The 17,553-nt window shown below is 74.6% G+C and carries 16 protein-coding genes; 6 read left to right on the top strand and 10 right to left on the bottom strand.

Annotated features, from left to right (window positions below):
- Nucleotides 1-144 precede the first annotated feature (144 nt).
- The 3 genes from ABD160_RS06250 to ABD160_RS06240 form a co-directional block, all read right to left on the bottom strand.
- Nucleotides 145-513, bottom strand: coding sequence for a hypothetical protein (locus ABD160_RS06250; RefSeq protein WP_344019241.1), 369 nt, complete (start codon nucleotides 511-513; stop codon nucleotides 145-147).
- Between the two features lie 106 nt (nucleotides 514-619).
- The gene (locus ABD160_RS06245; RefSeq protein WP_344019239.1) at nucleotides 620-1,135 is read right to left on the bottom strand and encodes a helix-turn-helix domain-containing protein; all 516 of its coding nucleotides are present in this window, start codon (nucleotides 1,133-1,135) and stop codon (nucleotides 620-622) included.
- 151 nt (nucleotides 1,136-1,286) lie between these two features.
- Nucleotides 1,287-3,083, bottom strand: a complete 1,797-nt coding sequence (locus tag ABD160_RS06240) for a PHA/PHB synthase family protein (protein WP_344019237.1) — start codon at nucleotides 3,081-3,083, stop codon at nucleotides 1,287-1,289.
- A 269-nt stretch (nucleotides 3,084-3,352) separates the two neighbouring features.
- Between ABD160_RS06240 and ABD160_RS06235 the strand changes: the two genes are divergently transcribed.
- The 4 genes from ABD160_RS06235 to ABD160_RS06220 all read left to right on the top strand — a co-directional run bounded on the left by ABD160_RS06235 (nucleotide 3,353) and on the right by ABD160_RS06220 (nucleotide 7,320).
- A complete protein-coding gene (locus ABD160_RS06235) occupies nucleotides 3,353-4,711 on the top strand; it encodes an alpha/beta fold hydrolase (RefSeq protein ID WP_344019234.1) in 1,359 nt (452 codons plus the stop codon).
- A gap of 185 nt (nucleotides 4,712-4,896) precedes the next feature.
- Nucleotides 4,897-6,057, top strand: coding sequence for a sigma-70 family RNA polymerase sigma factor (locus ABD160_RS06230; RefSeq protein WP_344019232.1), 1,161 nt, complete (start codon nucleotides 4,897-4,899; stop codon nucleotides 6,055-6,057).
- A gap of 202 nt (nucleotides 6,058-6,259) precedes the next feature.
- Nucleotides 6,260-6,781 (top strand): flavin reductase family protein, encoded by a 522-nt coding sequence (locus ABD160_RS06225; RefSeq protein ID WP_344019230.1) that lies wholly within the window; start codon nucleotides 6,260-6,262, stop codon nucleotides 6,779-6,781.
- Nucleotides 6,778-7,320, top strand: a complete 543-nt coding sequence (locus tag ABD160_RS06220; RefSeq protein WP_344019228.1) for an NAD(P)H-dependent oxidoreductase — start codon at nucleotides 6,778-6,780, stop codon at nucleotides 7,318-7,320. The genes ABD160_RS06225 and ABD160_RS06220 overlap by 4 nt, the downstream gene beginning before the upstream one ends.
- A gap of 70 nt (nucleotides 7,321-7,390) precedes the next feature.
- Here ABD160_RS06220 and ABD160_RS06215 read toward each other — a convergent pair whose 3' ends face one another.
- The 5 genes from ABD160_RS06215 to ABD160_RS06195 form a co-directional block, all read right to left on the bottom strand.
- On the bottom strand, nucleotides 7,391-8,257 hold the full coding sequence (locus ABD160_RS06215) for a carbohydrate kinase family protein (protein ID WP_344019225.1): 867 nt from the start codon (nucleotides 8,255-8,257) through the stop codon (nucleotides 7,391-7,393).
- A 4-nt stretch (nucleotides 8,258-8,261) separates the two neighbouring features.
- Nucleotides 8,262-9,158 carry a pseudouridine-5'-phosphate glycosidase gene (locus ABD160_RS06210; protein WP_425563582.1) on the bottom strand — a complete coding sequence of 299 codons (897 nt, stop codon included), beginning with the start codon at nucleotides 9,156-9,158 and terminating at the stop codon, nucleotides 8,262-8,264.
- A gap of 70 nt (nucleotides 9,159-9,228) precedes the next feature.
- The gene (locus ABD160_RS06205; protein ID WP_344019221.1) at nucleotides 9,229-10,575 is read right to left on the bottom strand and encodes an MFS transporter; all 1,347 of its coding nucleotides are present in this window, start codon (nucleotides 10,573-10,575) and stop codon (nucleotides 9,229-9,231) included.
- 79 nt (nucleotides 10,576-10,654) lie between these two features.
- Nucleotides 10,655-11,329, bottom strand: a complete 675-nt coding sequence (locus ABD160_RS06200; RefSeq protein WP_344019218.1) for an HAD family hydrolase — start codon at nucleotides 11,327-11,329, stop codon at nucleotides 10,655-10,657.
- Nucleotides 11,330-11,430: 101 nt separating this feature from the next.
- Nucleotides 11,431-11,964 (bottom strand): GNAT family N-acetyltransferase, encoded by a 534-nt coding sequence (locus ABD160_RS06195; RefSeq protein WP_344019216.1) that lies wholly within the window; start codon nucleotides 11,962-11,964, stop codon nucleotides 11,431-11,433.
- A gap of 86 nt (nucleotides 11,965-12,050) precedes the next feature.
- Between ABD160_RS06195 and ABD160_RS06190 the strand changes: the two genes are divergently transcribed.
- Entirely contained in the window at nucleotides 12,051-12,656 is a 606-nt protein-coding gene (locus ABD160_RS06190) for a TetR/AcrR family transcriptional regulator (protein WP_344019214.1), read from the top strand.
- Between the two features lie 124 nt (nucleotides 12,657-12,780).
- Here the strand turns inward: ABD160_RS06190 and ABD160_RS06185 are convergent, their stop codons facing one another.
- Nucleotides 12,781-13,839: an ABC transporter substrate-binding protein gene (locus tag ABD160_RS06185; protein WP_344019212.1), complete on the bottom strand. Its 1,059-nt coding sequence runs from the start codon at nucleotides 13,837-13,839 to the stop codon at nucleotides 12,781-12,783.
- A gap of 61 nt (nucleotides 13,840-13,900) precedes the next feature.
- Complete coding sequence (gene htpG / locus ABD160_RS06180) at nucleotides 13,901-15,781, bottom strand: molecular chaperone HtpG (protein ID WP_344019210.1); 1,881 nt, start codon at nucleotides 15,779-15,781, stop codon at nucleotides 13,901-13,903.
- A gap of 257 nt (nucleotides 15,782-16,038) precedes the next feature.
- Here htpG and ABD160_RS06175 point away from each other — a divergent pair, with 257 nt between their 5' ends.
- Nucleotides 16,039-17,544, top strand: coding sequence for an amidase (locus tag ABD160_RS06175; protein ID WP_344019208.1), 1,506 nt, complete (start codon nucleotides 16,039-16,041; stop codon nucleotides 17,542-17,544).
- The last annotated feature ends 9 nt before the right edge of the window (nucleotides 17,545-17,553 follow it).

Raw genomic sequence — 17,553 nt, 5'->3', positions numbered from 1 at the left:
AGGTCTACCGGTGCCCGCTCGGCGGGGACAGTGCGGGGGCCCCGCGCGCCGGTCACATCGGACACCGGCCCGGCGGGGCCGGGCACGCGACGGGGCCCCCGTCCGGGTGGACGGGGGCCCGTGTGCTGCGCCTGCCCGGCGGGACTACTTCGAGGACGGCCGCGCGGTGCGGGTCGACTTCTGGGCGGTCTCGGCGACCTTCTCGGTGCCGGCCGCGGCGTGCTCGGTCACGGCCTCGGCGGCCCGGCTCGCCTGCTCGGTGAGCTGGTCGACGACCGAGGTGCCGGCACCGACCACGGTGCGGGCGAGCTCGCGCTGGTGACCCAGCAGCTGCTCGTAGAAGTCGAAGACCCGGTCGACGGTGACGCCGGCGTCCGGCAGCTGCGGGCGGGAGCCGCCGGTGAACTGGCCGGCCAGGCCCTGGACGGTGTCGGTCCAGCTGCGGACGGACTCGGTGACGAGGTCCTGCCCGCGCTTGGCGAAGTCGGCGAACTGCTCGGTGGGGGCGCTCATGACGAACTCCTCTCGTGGAGGTCTGCTCCGGGATGCCGGACGCGGTTCCGCGCCCGGGTCATGCCAGGTAAACTACGCACGAGCGTTAAGTATGTCAAGCACGCGCTCAGCTCCGGCCGCGCTCCACGAAGCTCCGGTACACCCCGAGCAGGGCCGCCCGCTGCTCGTCGGACAGTCGCGGATCGACCGCGATCGCGGCCTCGACACCGGGCACCTCCTCGGCGACCGGCGCCGCCGGCTCCGCCTCGGCCTCCGCCGGGTCGCGGACCGTCCACCCGGCCCGGCTCAGCATCTGGTCGGTGTTGAGGTGCAGCGCGTCCGCGATGGACCGCAGCACCTTCAACGACGGCTGGTGCAGCCCGCGCTCGACCTGGCTCAGGTAGGCGTTCGACACCTTGGTCATCGCCGCCATCTCGCGCAGCGAGAGCTTCGCCATCTGGCGCTGCGCCCGGATGAAACCGCCGAGCGCGTTCACCTGCGCGCTCCAGGCGTCCTCCGCGGCGCGCTGCCCGGCGTCCCGCAGCCCCTCCGCGGCCGACGCGGCATCGGCGCCGTCGGTCCCGGCCCGGCGGTGGCCGTTGCCGTGGGTGGCGGGATCGGTGCCCCGCTGCGCGCGGCTCACCGGCCGGCACCGGCGTGGATCGGTCCGCGCGGCGGGCGCCGGCGCGCGGACGGGAAACGTACGCGGTCCATGGCCGCGCATTGTCCCCGTTGCACGCCCGTTGCGCACCCACCGGCGCGGCGGCACCGGCGCGCCCCGGATCAGCCCCGGATCAGCCCCGCAGCACGTACCGGCCCGGCGCGGGCTCCAGCGGCGGGTGCGCGTCGCTGCCGATCCGCTTCGGGGCCGCGATCTCCGGACCGGCGTGCGCGGCGATCCACGGGGTCCAGTCCTCCCACCAGGACGCCGTGCGCTCACCCGCGTCGTCGCGCCACTCGTCGGCGGACTCGGGGAGATCGTCGGACTCGCCGAACCAGTGCCGCGACTTCGGCGACGGCGGGTTCACCACGCCGGCGATGTGCCCGGAGTTCGACAGCACGAACCGGACCGTCCCGCCGATCTTCGCGGCTCCCGTGTAGACCGACCGCCACGGCGCGATGTGGTCGGACTCGGCGCAGATCACGTAGCTGTCCGGCCGCACGTCGGCGACGTCGAGCCGCTCCCCCGCCAGCTCCAGCTTGCCCTCGGCGAACCGGTTCTCCAGGTAGAGCGTGCGCAGGTACTCGGTCTGCATCGCCGCGGGCATCCGGGTGGAGTCGGCGTTCCAGCTCAGCATGTCGAACGGCTTCGGGTCCTCGCCGAGCATCCAGTCGTTGACCACGTAGTTCCACACCAGGTCGGTGGCCCGCAGCAGGTCGAAGGTGGTCTTCATGCTCGACGCCGGCAGGTAGCCGTCCTTGCGCATGCTGCGCTCCAGCCGGTTCACCGTCTTCTCGTCGGTGAACACGCCCAGCTGCCCGGGGCCGGTGTAGTCGAGCAGGGTGTTCATCAGGGTCAGCGAGTTGACCGACTGCCTGCCCTTCGCCTCCAGCCAGGCCACCGCCGCCGCCGACAGCGCCCCGCCCAGGCACAGCCCGGCGACGTTCACCCGGTCCTGCCCGGTGATCTCCCGGACGACGTCGAGCGCGGCGACCGGACCCTCCTGCAGGTAGTCGCTCATCGTGACGTCGGCGAGCGCCGAGTCCGGGTTGCGATAGCTGATCATGAACACGGTGTGCCCGTGCTGCACCGCCCACTCCACCAGCGACTTACCCGGCGCCAGATCCATGATGTAGTACTTGTTGATCCACGGCGGGCTCATCAGCAGCGGGATCTCGTGCACCGTGTCGGTCTGCGGCTCGTACTGGATCAGCTCGATCAGCCGGTTCCGGTACACCACCTGGCCCGGGGTGACCGCGAGGTCCTTGCCCACCACGTACTCCCCCGGGGTCACCTGGCGCGGCATCCCCCGGTTCTGGACGGCGTCGCGCAGCAGGTTCCGGGCGCCGCGCACCACGTTCAGCCCGCCGGTGTCGACGATCTTCTTCGGCCACGCCGGGTTGGTGACGATCGAGTTCGGCGGGGCGAGCGCCTCGATCGTCTGCGCGACCAGCCAGTCGAGCTTGCGCCGCGCGACCGGCGACACCCGGGCGGCCGCGGACAGCTCGGTGAGCCGGTCGGCCAGCAGGGCGTGCTCCTGGCGGGCCAGGTAGTACCAGGCGTTGTCCTCCCAGGCCGGGTCGGCGTACCGCTTGTCGCGCTCCGGCAGCGACGCCGGGCCGGCGGTCGTCCCGCCGACCGCCCGGGACGCCGCGGCGGCGACCGCCCGCGCCGAGTCCAGGCCGAAGCCCAGGCCCGCGCGCAGCACCGCGCCCGGGCTGGTGGCGAGCGACTTCGCCGCCTCGCCGAGCGCGCCGCCGAAGCCCACCGGATCGACCTTCGCGGCCAGCCCCTCGGGATCGGCCAGCTCGCGCAGGTCGCGCACCAGACCGGCGGCCTGCCGGCGCAGCACCTCCGCCGCGTGACCGGCCTGACTCGCCGGGGTGGCGTCGTTCGCGGGCTCGGGCGTGGTCAGGGGCTGCGTCGTCACTGTTCGCCTCACTCCTGGAGGGCCGGGTGGGTGTCCGTGCGTTCCGCGCGGCCCCGAAAGGGGGTGGCGCGAAAGCGATGTCCCATCGTGACGGGGTACTCACCGGTAGGCAGCACGGGGCGCGCCGGGTCACGTTGAGACCCCTCTCACCTGCGCTTGATAGAGCAAGCACTACTCCGGAGTAGGCCAGTGCTTGCTTGACATACCGAACACGGTTTACCGTTCGGTAACCGGTGAGCCCCGGTCATCAGAGTTGATGGGAGAGGCCCATGAGCACAGCGACCTCGCACGCGAGCTCCCCGACCGGGGAGCGTCGCCCGCACGCACTGCCCGAGACCACCTCGGACGCCGCCCCCGAGAAGGGCGGACGGATCGACCCGCTGCGCTTCCTGATCTCCTACAACGCGCACAACGTCACCAAGGTGGTGACCGAGGTCGGCCGCGCGACCGGCGCCTACTGGATCGACGCCGTCCAGCGGATCGCCAAGCCCGGCGACGCGGCCCGCCGCTCGCTGCTCTGGCTGTCGACGATGGCCGACCGGCGCGAGCCGCAGTGGCACCTGAAGAACGAGATCGCCCTGGCGACCCCGTTCGCACTGCTGCGCAACTTCACCGAGGCCGAGCACCGGGACGACGCCGTCGTCCCCACCCTGGTGCTGCCGCCGCAGGCCGGGCACTCCTCGACCGTCGTCGACTACTCGCCGCAGCAGAGCCAGCTCGCGATGATCCGCGCCGCCGGCCTGACCCGGCTCTACGCGCTGGACTGGCGGCCCGCGACGACGGCCACCCGCAAGGTCACCATCACCGACTACCTGGAGGTGATCGACCGCTCGATCCGGCGGATGGGCGGCCGGGCCAACCTGGTCGGCGACTGCCAGGGCGGCTGGCTGGCCACGATCTACGCGGCGCTGCACCCGGAGCGGGTGAACACGCTGACCCTGGCCGGGGCGCCGATCGACTTCCACGCGGGCGACTCGGTGATCGCCGCCTCCACCAAGCTGATGGCCGGGACGATGGGGATGGCGCCCTACAAGGCGCTGGTCGCGGCGGGCGGCGGGAACATGCCGGGCTCCGCTGTGCTGTCGAACTTCATCTCGATCCAGCCGCAGTCCGAGATCTCCCGCCAGCTGCAGCTGCTGGAGAACATCGACGACCCCACGCACGTCGAGCGGTACCGGGTCTTCGAGGACTGGTTCAAGTACACCCAGGACATCCCCGGCGCGTTCTACCTGTGGCTGGTGGAGAACCTGTTCTGGAAGAACCGGCTGATCGACGGGACGCTGACGGTAGACGGACGGCCGGTCGACATGGCCGCGATCGACTGCCCGCTGCTGATGCTCGCCGGCTCGACCGACCACATCACGCCGGCTCCGCAGCTGTTCGCCGCGGCGGACAAGGTCTCCACCCCGGCCGAGGACATCACCTACCGGACGGCCACCGCCGGGCACCTGGGCCTGTTCATGGGCCGGGACGCGCTGCGCCACGACTGGCCGGTGCTGATGGAGACGGTCTACGGGCACTCGGTGCCCGAACCGGCGAAGCGGAGCGGCGGCAAGGCCTCGCGCCGGCGCAGCAGCGTCCGGGCGGTGGCCGACCCACGGAACACCCCGCGGGTGCCCGCGCCCTGAGGGCTCTCTAAGAGGACCCTGAGAGAACCGCAACCTCATGTGACCGACGACACGGGCCCCGGCGACGATTTCCTGGTCGCCGGGGCCCGGTCGCGGGAACGATCCACTGCGACAGCGCGTTGGACCCCGTGTAGGGCGATGCGACGAGAACCCACCGTCCCTCGTCGCGCCCGAGCAGGGGAGGAATGCACATGACGGCGACCACGACCGCTGCGGCCGTGCCGACGGCCGAGAACCCGGCCGTTCCCGGCCCCCGCCTCACGACGGAGGCCCCCGCTCCCGGAAGCGTGACCAAGGCCGTGCCCAGTGCCCCGGTCTCCCGGCGCTCCCGGTCGGCCGGCTCGAACCGCGACACCACTCTCACGTCCACCGTACCCGGTGCGGCCGCCGCCGTGGCCGAGGATCTGGACGCCCAGAGCCCGGCCGCCGACCTGGTGCGCGTCTACCTCAACGGCATCGGCAAGACCGCGCTGCTCACCGCGGCGGAGGAGGTCGAGCTGGCCCGCCGGATCGAGGCGGGCGTGTTCGCCCAACACCGGCTGGACACCGCCGCCGCCGACGGCACGCTCGACGAGCTGGACCCGCAGTACCGGCGCGACCTGCGCGCGATCGTCCGGGACGGGCTGCTGGCGAAGAACCACCTGCTGGAGGCCAACCTCCGCCTGGTGGTCAGCCTCGCCAAGCGCTACACCGGGCGCGGGATGCCGCTGCTGGACCTGATCCAGGAGGGCAACCTGGGGCTGATCCGGGCGGTCGAGAAGTTCGACTACACCAAGGGCTTCAAGTTCTCCACCTACGCCACCTGGTGGATCCGGCAGGCGATCACCCGTGGCATGGCCGACCAGGCCCGCACCATCCGGCTGCCGGTGCACCTGGTGGAGCAGGTGAACAAGCTGGCCCGGATCAAGCGCGACATGCACCAGCGGCAGGGCCGCGAGCCCAGCGAGGCCGAGCTGGCCGAGGAGTCCGGGATCCCGGAGCACAAGATCGCGGACCTGCTCGACCACGCCCGCGACCCGGTGAGCCTGGACATGCCGGTCGGCTCCGAGGAGGAGGCCCCGCTCGGGGACTTCATCGAGGACGCCGAGGCCACCGACGCCGAGAACACCGTGATCTCCAGCCTGCTGCACGACGACCTCCGCCGGGTGCTGGCCACCCTGGAGGACCGCGAGCAGAAGGTCATCCGGATGCGGTTCGGTCTCGACGACGGGCAGCCGCACACGCTCGACCAGATCGGCCGCGCCTTCAAGCTCTCCCGGGAGCGGGTGCGCCAGATCGAGCGCGAGGTCATGGCGAAGCTGCGGGTCGGCGAGCGGGCCGACAAGCTGCGCGCCTACGCGAGCTGAGCCGGGCCGGGCACTCCCCGCCCCGGCACGTCCACGGCAGTACCCGACGGCCGTGCGGAGCGATCCGCACGGCCGTCGTCGTGTGCGGGGCCTGGCGGTCGGTACAGCTCGGTCCGTACAGCGCGGGGGCCGCGTCGCACTGGGTGGGACGGCGAGCCGGTGATCATTGGCCGCCGGGGCGCGGGTTGCCTAGGGTCGGGGCATGCCCGGATCCACGACCCACACGTCGTCCGTTCCCGGCCCGGTCACACCCGAGGCGATGCGCGACACGCTCGGTGCGTTCGCCTCCGGGGTCGTCGTCGTGACGGCACAGGGACCGGACGGTCCGATCGGCTTCACCTGCCAGTCGTTCTCGTCGCTGTCGCTGGACCCGCCGCTGGTCAGCTTCTCGCCGTCCCGCGGCTCGTCCACCTGGCCGCGGATCCGGGAGGTCCGCCGGTTCTGCGTGAACGTGCTGGCCGCCGACCACGAGCACCACAGCGCCGGGTTCGCCCGCTCCGGCACGGACAAGTTCGCCGGGGTCAGCTGGACACCGGCGCCGTCCGGTGCGCCGGTGCTCGAGGGGGTCGGCGCCTGGGTCGACTGCACCCTCTGGAACGAGTACGACGGCGGCGACCACACGATCGTCGCCGCCCGGGTCGAGGCGCTGGGCGCCGATCCGCAACGCCTGCCGCTGCTGTTCTACCGCGGCGGCTACCACCTCACCCCGCGGGAGTCCTCGTGAGCAGCATCGTCGGTGTCGTCGCAGGTCCGGAGCCGGGCGGGCGCACCGCCGCCGCGGTCGCCGGGATCCTCGCCGGAGCGGAGAAGGCCGGCGACAGCACCCGGCTGATCGAGCTGTCGCAGACCTCGTCCGAGGACGTCACCGCGGCGTTCGCCGAGGCCGACGCCGTGGTGTTCGGCAGCCCGGTGTACCGGGCCGGGCACACGGCGTCGCTGAAGGCGCTGCTGGAGGCGACCGAGCGCGGCAAGTGGGGCGAGCAGACCGCGCCGCTGCAGGGCAAGGCCGCCGCCGTCGTGCTGACCGGCGCGACCGGCCACCACTTCCTCGCCGTCGACGGGCTCCGCTCCGTGCTCGCCGGGTTCTTCGCGGTGCAGGTGCTCTCCCCCGGCCTGTACCTGGACCACTCCGGCTACGTCGACCGCAACACCCTCACCGGGGACTCCGCGGAGCTGGCCGCGGCGCACGGGCGGGCGCTGTCCGACCTGACCGCCGCGGTGCGGTCCTCGGAGGCGCTGCGGTCGATCACGCCGGTCGTCTGACAGCGGTCCGGCAGGTCCGGCAGGTCCGACAGGTCCGGCAGGTCCGGCAGGTCCGGCGCGGCCGGCTCGTTCAGCCGCCGCCGGCGCCGGGGCCGGCCAGCACCCGGGCCGCGCTGCGGTGCCCGGCGGCGGTCGCCGGGACCGGCCGGGCGCCGGCGAGCACCGCGGTCAGGTAGCCCGCCGCGAAGGCGTCACCGGCCCCCGTCGTGTCCCGGACGGTGTCGACCCGTTCCGCCGGGACCCGGGTGGGCGGCCCCGACGTCCACACCCGGGCGGGTGCGCCGCCGTCCTTGACGACCACGACCGTCCGGGGTGGTGCCGTCGCCGGCAGCCCCAGCAGGTCCGCCTCGTCCCGGTTCGCGAGCAGGTGCGCCGGGGCGAGCGCGGCCAGGTCGTCGAGGAACCGCCCGGGCCCGTAGGCCCGCAGCACACCGGTCGACGACACGTCCACCGAGACCGCTCCCCCGGCGTCGCGGACCCGGGCGGCCAGCCCGCGCGCGGCCGTCGCGCACGGATCGGCCAGCAGCCCGTAGGCGGGCAGGTGCAGCAGCGTCACCCCGTCGACGACCGACGGATCCGGCTGCGTGTACCCGGCGGCGGCGCCCCGGTCCGGCAGCATCGTGCGCTCGCCGTCCGCGTCGACCAGCACGACCACGCAGCTGGTCGTCCCGTGCCGCTGCACCCGGACGTCCACCCCGCCGCCGGCCAGGTCCGCGACCAGCGCCTCGCCCACCCGGTCCGCGCCGACCCGGCCCAGGAACCGCACCGGCGCGCCGAGCAGCGCGGCGCCCGCGGCGACGTTCGCGGCGCTGCCGCCGCGCCGGCGGAAGATCCGGGCCGGGGTGTCGGTGCCGGGATCGAGCGGGCCGGACGCCCAGACGACGACGTCCTCGACCAGGTCGCCGAGCACCGCCAGCGTCCCCGCGGTACCCGGCACCGGATCAGCCGGCCAGCGCAGCGGCGATCCGGGCGCCGAGCGTCATGTTGTTCCGGTAGACCGCGACGTTCACCTCGAGGCTGCGGTCACCGGTGGCGTCCCGGACCCGCTGCAGCAGGAACGGGGTCGCGTCCTGGCCGGTGATCCCGGCCGCGCCGAGGGCGGCCAGCGCGTCCGCGAGCGCGGCGTCGTGCTCGGCGGGCGGCAGCTGGTGCTCGACCGGCACCGGGTTCGCGACCAGCAGCGCGGCGTCCAGGCCGAGCTCGCGGGCCGCCCGCCAGGCGGTCGCCGCCTGCTCCGGGGACTCCACGCGCTGGGTGACCGGATGGCCGGAGTCGGCGACGTAGAAGCCGGGGAACGCGTCCGTCCGGTACCCGGCGACCGGGATGCCGAGGGTCTCCAGCCGCTCCAGGGTGGCCGGCACGTCGAGCACCGACTTCACCCCGGCGCTGACCACGACGATCGGCAGCCGGGCCAGCGCGGGCAGGTCGGCGGACTCGTCGAAGGTGGTCGACGCGCCCCGGTGCACCCCGCCGAGGCCGCCGGTGGCGAACACCCGGATCCCGGCCCGGTGGGCGAGGTGCGCGGTCGCCGCGACCGTCGTCCCGCCGGACACCCCGGTGACCGCGGCCACCGGGAGATCCCGCGCGCTGAGCTTGGCGACACCGGCGTCGCCCGCCAACCGGTCCAGCTCGGCGCCCGACAACCCGACGACGGCCTCGCCGTCCAGCACGCCGATCGTCGCCGGGACGGCACCGAGCGACCGGACGAGCTCCTCGGCCTCCCGCGCGACCTGCAGGTTCCGCGGCCGGGGAAGGCCGTGCGTGACGATCGTGGACTCGCAGGCCAGCACCGGCCGGCCCGCGGCAAGGGCGTCGGAGACCTCGTGGGCGATCCTCATCGTGATCGACACTAGCGATCGGGCGCCGGGGCCGGGCGCAGGCCGGGTGCCGGCGGCGGGCCCGCCGCCGTCAGGACACGGGGCTGCGCGCCGCCACCCGGGCACAGACCAGCGCCACGACCGCACCCACGATCGTCGCACCGACCGCGACCAGCACCGCGACGTGCCAGCCGGCCAGGAGCTGCGCGGCGGTCTCCCCGCCGGTGGGCGCCGTGAGCACCGAGGTGACGGTCACCCCGATCGCGGCGCCGAGGTAGCGGCTGGTGTTGTTGATCCCGCTGCCGGTCCCGGCCCGGTCCGCCGGGACGGACGCGACGGCCTCCCGGCCCAGGCTCGCGTTCACCACGCCGGTCGCCGCGCCGGTGACGATCAACGATGCCAGGACCACGCCGGATCCGCCGCCGGCGGCCAGCAGGCCGACCTGCCCGACCGCCATCACGAGCAGCCCGGCACCGAGCCGGACGCTGTCGCCGATCCGCTCGCTGATCCGCCGGGCGAGCAGCGCGGTGACGATGCCGGTGCCGGACCAGCCGAGCAGCAGCAGCGCGGAGACGGCGGGCGGGTCGCCGTGCACCCCGTGCATCAGGGCGGGCAGGTACGAGCTGAGCGAGATGATGCCGAGCCCGGTGGCGAGGCTGGCGACGGTCGCCGCGATCAGCCCGGGATTGCGGAACAGCTCCGGGCCCGCCATCGGGTGCGGCGACCGGAACTGCACGACGACGAACCCGGCCAGCAGCAGCACCCCGGCGACCAGCAGGGCCACGGTGCCGGCGCCGACCGGCAGCCGGCGCGCCTCGGTCAGGCCGGCCAGCAGCACGGCGAGCCCGGCGGCCAGCAGGACCATGCCGGGGAGGTCGACCGGGCGCGGGCGGGCGGCCGAGGACTCGACGAGCAGCGACCGGGCGGCGACCGCGAGCAGCACCGCCGCGACCGCGATCAGCAGGTAGAGCCACCGCCACGGCAGCACACCGGCGAGCAGCGGGCCGGCGGCGATCCCGGCGGCCAGCGCGGCGCCCCACAGGCCGGTCGCCCTGGCGCGTCGCGGGCCGGGTGGCAGCGCGTGCCCGATCAGCGCCAGGCTGCAGGCGATCATCGCGGCCGCGCCGACGCCCTGCCCGATCCGGCCCGCGACGAACCCGGCCGTGCCGGTGGCGAGCGCACCGCCGGCGGAGGTCAGTGCGAGGACGGCGGCGCCGGTCACGAAGGTCGCCCGCCTGCCGAACCGGTCCGCGAGGGTGCCTGCGGTCAGCAGCAGCGCGGTGAGCCCGAGGCTCATCGAGCTGAGGATCCAGGACCGCCCGGAGGGGCCGGTCCCGAGATCGGCCGAGATCGCCTCCAGGGTCGCGAGCGGAGCGGTGTAGGAGATCAGCGCGAGGGTCGTCCCGAGGGCCGCCACCGCCACCGTGCGTCGCGCCACGCGTTCCCCTCCCCGACCGATGAGCCGAGCCGACCGTACGCCCGGTCGCGTGCGGTGGGACCTCACCGGGTGGCCGGGCTCAACCGGGCAGCCCGAGCAGCGCCGGGAGATCGGCCACCGAGTCGATGACGGCGTCCGCGCCGGCCGCCCGCAGCCGGGGCTCGCCGTGCGCTCCCCCGCGGACGCCGATCACCAGTCCGGCCCCGGCCCGGACCGCGGCGTCGATGTCGGCGGTGGCGTCCCCGGCCACCGCCACCTGCGACGCCGTGCAGCCGGTCCGGCGGATGGCGGCGTGCAGCAGGTCGGGCTCAGGCAGGCCCCGCCCGTCGACGTCGGCGGGTGAGAGCAGCAGGTCCACCCGCGCGCCGAAATCCAGGGCGACGACCAGCCGGTCCCGCAGGTCCGGATCGAAGCCGCAGATCACGGCGATCTTGAGGCCGGCGTCGTGCAGGGCGTCGAGCGCCTGCGGCGCGCCCGGGACCGGGCGGACCCGGCCGTCGTCCGCGGCGGCGGTCAGGTACTCGGTGAACGCCGAGTGTGCGCGCCGGGCCCGGTACATGTCGCCGTCGAGCAGCTCGCCCAGAACGGTGATCGCGGACCGGTCCATCGTCGAGCGGGCCTGCCGGTCCAGCGCCGGGTAGCCCGGGCCGTCCACCCGGACCCGGGCCGCGCGCAGTCCGGCCCGCAGCGCCGCGAGGACCAACCCGTCGTCGGCCATCGTGGTGCCTGCGAGATCGAGGACCGCGAGTTGCACGGGGGAACTCCAACGTCCCCGGGTGTCCGGCGGGCGACCTCGACCTGACGCCGCGGTGAACCGGCCCGGTCACTCCGGGGCGGCGCCCGCACCGCGCGCGGTCACCAGAGCTCGCCGTCGCGCCAGTCGCAGATCAGCGGCACCGCCGGGTCCAGCGGCGCGTCCACCGGCAGGACGTGCACGCTGCCGGCCTCGTCCGGGGTGGCGACGACACCGTCCGGGGTGACCGCGGCCAGCGGTCCGCGCCACAGCTGCCAGCCGCGCCTGCGGTAGAGCGGCGCGGCGCGCTCGGAGGCGCCGAGCACGCCGAGCCGGTAGCCGCCGCGGACCAGCCCGTCGACGACGTCCATCAGCTCGCCGCCCAGCCCCTGCCGCTGCCGGGACGGGTGCACGGCGACCGCCTCGACGTAGCCGGTGCGCAGCGCGACGCCGCCGTGCAGCACCCGCCGGAGCACCACGGCGGCGTGCCCGAACGGTGCGTCCGGCGGGCCCGCCAGCACGTGCAGGCCGCCGAGCGCGTGGTCCCAGGACGCGTCGTCGAAGTCGTCGAACGCCGCGTCCAGCAACCCGCGCAGCCCGCGCAACCCGTCCTTCCCGAGGTCGGCGGTCGGCAGGACGCGGAGATCGGCACGCACGCCGCGATCCTTCCGCAGTCGGCGCCGCGCCGCCGCCCCTCGCCGTCCCGCCACGTCCGGGGCCGGTCACCCGTTACCGTGCTCCGATGACCACCATGACCGGGCCCGGCCCGGCCCGGCCGTTGCGGGCCGACGCGGCGCGCAACCACCGTCGGATCGTCGAGGCCGCGGCGGCCGCGTTCGAGTCCGACGGCCCGGACGTGGCGCTCGAGGAGATCGCGCGCCGGGCGGGCGTCGGGGTCGCGACCCTGTACCGCCGTTTCCGGACCCGGGACCAGCTGATCCGTGCGGTGCTGGAGGAGGTCTTCGCCGACGAGATCGAGCCGACCGCGGCGGCCGGCACCGACGACCCGTGGGCCGACCTGGCCGGGTCGCTGTCCCGCGCGGTCGAGGCGATCGCCGGGCGCCGCACGATCCTGCGGCTCGCCCGCGAGGCGGGCGCCTTCGACGTGGAGTCGGTGCAGCGCTACGGCCGGACGCTGAACCGGCTGCTCGACCGGGCCCGCGACGCCGGTGCCGTCCGGCCCGAGCTGACCGCCCGCGACCTGTCGGCGCTGCTGGTCATGGCGCTGGCCGTCGCCGAGGGCGCGGAGGGCGCCGGGGACACCACCGGCGAGGACCGGCGCCGCTATCTGGCCCTGCTGCTCGACGGGCTGCGCCCGGGCCACCCGCCGCTGCCCGCCGCCGGGTAGCGCGCCACGGCAACGATCGAATCTCGCCCGCTGTACTCGGCCACAGGTGTCGGGTTACGGTCACCGGCGTCCGCTCGGCAACGGCGCCGGGCGGATGCACCCACTCCCCCGCACCGCTCCCGCGTCAGCCGTCCGTGAACAGCTCCGGATGCAGCCGACCGGCCAGCGTGCGCACCGCGTCGGCGTTCCGGATGCCGGGGCTCACCTCGGCGAACGTCGTCGTGAAGACCTTGCCGTCCCGGACGGCGGGCACCGTGGCGAGCGCCGGGTCGTCGCGCAGCCGCTGCGCCAGCGACTCCGCGGACTCCGGGCCGGCGTCGATCCCGCAGCAGGCCGGGATGACGACGACGTCCGGCCGGGCCGCGATGATCCCCTCGGGGCCGACCGTCCGCTGACGACCGGCGATCTCCGGGAACGCCTGGGTGCCGCCGGCCGCCTCGATGATCGTCGTCGCGACGTCGCCGGTGCCGAACACCCGCAGCTCGGTGCTGCCCGCCGGGGCGTTCAGCATCGCGACCCGGGGTCGTGCGGTGACCCCGTCGAGCCGCTCGGCGACGTCGGCCAGGGTGGCCTGCATCCGGCCGGTCAGCTCGGCGGCGCGGTCCTCGGCGCCGAGCAGCCGCCCGAGATCGGTGAGGTCGCGCTGCACGGCGTCGAGCGAGACGTCGTTGGCGGCCAGCGCCTCCTGGGTGCCGCCGTCGGCGGCCGGGCAGAACGAGCTGAACAGGAACGTGTTCATCCCGGTCCCGGCCAGGTCGGCGCGGGTGCCGAGGCCCTCCCGGGTGAACGCGCCGGTGAACCCGGAGACCACCAGGTCCGGTGCGACCCGCAGGACCTCCTCCCGGGACGGGTACTCCTCCGGCCAGTAGACGGGCCGGTCGGTCTCCGGGTGGAACTCGCCGGCCAGCTCGGGCAGCAGCGGGTTGTCGAGGTAGGCCGCGCCGGCCAGCCGGTCGGCCGCGCCGAGCGCGAGCACCGCCTCCACCGCGTTGTGGAACATCGCGACGATCCGCTCCGGGCGCTCGACCGGGACGTCGACGTCGCAGTTGCGGATCGTCCCGGCGGCCGGCTGCTCCGCCGGGACGTCCGGTTCCGGTCCGGCGGCGCAGCCGGCGAGCAGGGCGGGCACGAGCGCCAGCGCCGCGATCAGCGACGCGGCCGGGATCCGGCGGGAGCGGGGCACCGGGACACGCTAGCCCGCACTCCCGCCGGGATCGACATCTGTGCAGTCGTTCAGTCGTGATTCACAGCGTCTGCTGCAGCCGCTCCGCGAGGAGCCCGACGAACCGGGACGGATCGGGCAGGTCGCCGCCCTCGGCGAGCAGCGCCATGCCGTGCAGCAGCTCGGCCGTTCCGCTCTCGTCGCGGCCCGCCGCCTGGGCGTCGCGCAGTCCGGTGACCAGCGGGTGCGACGGGTTCAGCTCCAGGATCCGCTTCACCTTCGGCGGCTCCTGGCCCATCGCCCGGTACATCTTCTCCAGGGTCGGGGTCATGTCGAACTCGTCGCCGACCAGGACCGCGGGCGAGGTGGTGAGCCGGGACGACAGCCGGACCTCCTTGACGTCGTCGGCGAGCACCCCGGCCATCCACTCGCAGAGCCCGCCGAACTCGGCCTGCCGCTGCTGCGCCTGCTCCTTCTCCTCGTCGGTCTGCAGGTCCACCTGGCCCTTGGCGATGGAACGCAGCGGGGTCCCGCCGAAACCGTCGACGGTGTCCACCCACACCTCGTCGACCGGGTCGGTGAGCAGCAGGACCTCGTAGCCCTTCTCGCGGAACGCCTCCATGTGCGGCGAGGACTCGATCGCGCTGCGCGAGTCGCCGGTCATGTAGTAGATCGCGTCCTGGCCCTCGCGCATCCGCTCGACGTAGGCGGCCAGGCCGGTGGGCTCCTCGCCGTGCGTGCTGAGGAACGACGACACCCCGAGGATCGTCTCCCGGTTGTCGGCGTCGGAGAGCAGCCCCTCCTTGAGCGCCCGGCCGAACTGCTCCCAGAACGTCGCGTACTTCTCCGGCTGCTCGTCGCGCAGCGTGCCGATGGTGGACAGCACCTTCTTGACCAGCCGCCGGCGGATCGCCGAGATCTGCCGGTCCTGCTGGAGGATCTCCCGGGAGACGTTCAGCGACAGGTCCGCCGCGTCGACGACACCCTTGACGAACCGCAGGTACTCGGGGACGAGCGCCTCGCAGTCGTCCATGATGAACACCCGGCGGACGTAGAGCTGGACGCCGCGGCGGGCGTCGCGCATGTAGAGGTCCATCGGCGCGACCTTCGGCAGGAACAGCAGCGCCTGGTACTCGAAGGTGCCCTCGGCGGCGAGCCGGATCGTCTCCAGCGGCTCCTGCCAGTCGTGGCTGACGTGCCGGTAGAACTCGGCGTACTCCTCCTCGGAGACGTCGCGCTGCGGACGGGCCCAGAGCGCCTTCATCGAGTTGAGGGTCTCCGGCCCGGCCCCCTCACCCTCACCCTCGCCCTCGGCCGGCATCCGGACCGGCCAGGTGATGAAGTCCGAGTAGGTCTTCACCGTGCGGCGCAGCACGGTGCGGTCCGCGAAGTCGTGCAGCTGGTCCTCGGCGTCGGACGCCTTGAGGTGCAGCGTGACGGCGGTGCCCTGGGGCAGTCCCTCGGCCGGTTCGATCGTGTAGGAGCCCTCGCCGTCGGACTCCCAGCGGACGCCCTCGTCGGTGCCCGCCTTGCGGGTGGTCAGCACCACCCGGTCGGCGACCATGAACGCCGAGTAGAAGCCGACCCCGAACTGGCCGATCAGGTTGCGCTCGGACGCCGAGTCGCCCTCGGCCTCCTTCAGCCGGGCGAGCAGCTCTGCGGTGCCCGACTTCGCGATCGTGCCGATCAGCTCGACGACCTCGTCCCGGGTCATGCCGATGCCGTTGTCGCGGACCGTCAGGGTGCGCGCCTCCGGATCGGGGACCAGCTCGATGTGCAGGTCGGACGTGTCGGCGCCGAGATCCTTGTCCTGGTAGGCGGCGAGCCGGACCTTGTCCAGCGCGTCCGAGGAGTTCGAGATCAGCTCGCGCAGGAACACGTCCTTGTTCGAGTAGATCGAGTGGATCATCAGGCGCAGCAGCTGGCGTGCCTCGGCCTGGAACTCGATCGTCTCCGTGCTCACGTCGGTCCTCTCTTCCCTGGTGCTGCCGTGTGCCCCGGTGCGGGTGACCCGATTCTGCCGAACCCGCCGGCGTGATCGACGTCCCGTCCGCCTTGTCGCGGCCGGACCTCCCGGCCAAGATCGTTGCTCGCCGGAATCCCGACCGAGGAGGCACCGTGCGCATGGCAGCGGTCGCGTTGTGCGCCACCCTGGCACTCGGCGTGGTCGCCGGCTGCGCGGGGACACCCCCCGGCGGCACGGCGGGCGGAGGAGGAACGGTGGATCTGGATCTCGACCGGACGGACCTGGCCGGGCTGGAGGCGGCGATGGCGGCCGGCCGGCTGACCTCCGCCCGGCTGACCTCCTTCTACATCGACCGGATCGCCGAGCTGGACCCGCAGCTGCGCGCGGTCGTCGCCGTCGATCCGACGGCGGCGGCGCAGGCGGCCGAGAGCGACCGCAGGCGGGCCGCCGGGGAGCCGCCCCGGCTGCTCGAGGGCATCCCGGTGCTGGTGAAGGACAACACCTCGACCGGGCCGCAGCTGCCCACCACGGCCGGGTCCACCGCGCTCGCCGGGTCCCGCCCGCCGGCGGCCGCGATCGCCACCCGGCTGCGCGAGGCCGGTGCGGTCCTGCTCGGGAAGACCAACCTGTCGGAGTGGTCGAACTTCCGGTCCGGCCGCTCGAGCAGCGGCTGGAGCGCGGTCGGCGGGCTGACCCGCAACCCGCACTCCCCCGGGCGGACCGCCTGCGGGTCGAGCGCCGGCTCGGCCGTCGCGGTGGCCGCCGCCCTCGCCCCGGTCGCGATCGGCACCGAGACCGACGGCTCGATCGTGTGCCCCGCCGCCACCAACGGGATCGTCGGGATGAAGCCGACCCTGGGCACCGTGTCGCGCAGCGGCATCGTGCCGATCTCGGCGGAGCAGGACACCGCGGGCCCGATGGCGCGCTCGGTCGCCGACGCCGCCCGGGTGCTCGCCGCGATCGCCGGACCCGATCCCGCCGATCCGGCGACGGCGCAGGCACCGGCCCCTCCGCTGCCGGCCACACCCGCGGCCCGGGACCTCGACGGCGTGCGGCTGGGTGTCCTGCGGGTCGCCGAGGGGGCCAGCCCGGAGACCGACGCCGCGTTCGCCGCCACCCTGCGGACCCTGCGCGACCGCGGCGCCGTGCTCGTCGATCCGGTGGAGCTGCCCGGCAGCGCCGACGCCGCCGGGGCAGAGCTGACCGCGCTGGTCACCGAGTTCGCCCGGGACATCGACGCCTACCTGCGCTCGCCCGGCGTGACCGGCCCGGCCTCGCTGGCCGAGCTCGTCGAGTACAACCGCCGGCACGCCGACGTCGAGATGCCGCACTGGGGCCAGGAGCTGTTCGAGGCGGCGCTGGCGACCGGCGGCGACACCGGCCGCGCCGACTACCGGGCGGCGCGCGACACCGCGACGACGCTGAGCCGCCGCGACCTCGACGCCGCGCTCGCCGGGCACCGGCTGGACGCCGTGATCGCCCCGACGAACAGCCCGGCCTGGCCGGTCGAGCTGGGCGCGGGGGACGACTTCGTGCTGGGCAGCTCGGGTGCGGCCGCGATGGCCGGGTATCCGAACATCACCGTCCCGGCCGGCGGTGCGCCGGACGGCGACGGCGGGACCCTCCCGCTGGGCGTCTCGCTGATCGGCCCGCGCTGGGGCGACGCCGAGCTGCTCGCACTCGCGGCGGCCGTCGAGGCCGCGCTGCCGGAGCGCGTCCGGCCGCCGCTGCCGGCGGCGGTGCTGCCCGCCGACGGCTGACCGCGCGGG

It is taken from the genome of Pseudonocardia kongjuensis, from assembly GCF_039526905.1.
Taxonomy (GTDB): Bacteria; Actinomycetota; Actinomycetes; order Mycobacteriales; family Pseudonocardiaceae; genus Pseudonocardia; species Pseudonocardia kongjuensis.
The sequence above is the reverse complement of the archived record's forward strand: the minus strand, read 5'-3'. Positions and strand labels throughout refer to the sequence as shown.

What these genes read in the sequence shown, in the direction of transcription:
- ABD160_RS06250 (WP_344019241.1), bottom strand. Translation starts at nt 513, where the DNA reads ATGAGCGCCCCCACCGAGCAGTTCGCCGACTTCGCCAAGCGCGGGCAG.
- ABD160_RS06235 (WP_344019234.1), top strand. Translation starts at nt 3,353, where the DNA reads ATGAGCACAGCGACCTCGCACGCGAGCTCCCCGACCGGGGAGCGTCGC.
- ABD160_RS06230 (WP_344019232.1), top strand. Translation starts at nt 4,897, where the DNA reads ATGCACATGACGGCGACCACGACCGCTGCGGCCGTGCCGACGGCCGAG.
- ABD160_RS06225 (WP_344019230.1), top strand. Translation starts at nt 6,260, where the DNA reads ATGCCCGGATCCACGACCCACACGTCGTCCGTTCCCGGCCCGGTCACA.
- ABD160_RS06210 (WP_425563582.1), bottom strand. Translation starts at nt 9,158, where the DNA reads ATGAGGATCGCCCACGAGGTCTCCGACGCCCTTGCCGCGGGCCGGCCG.
- ABD160_RS06190 (WP_344019214.1), top strand. Translation starts at nt 12,051, where the DNA reads ATGACCACCATGACCGGGCCCGGCCCGGCCCGGCCGTTGCGGGCCGAC.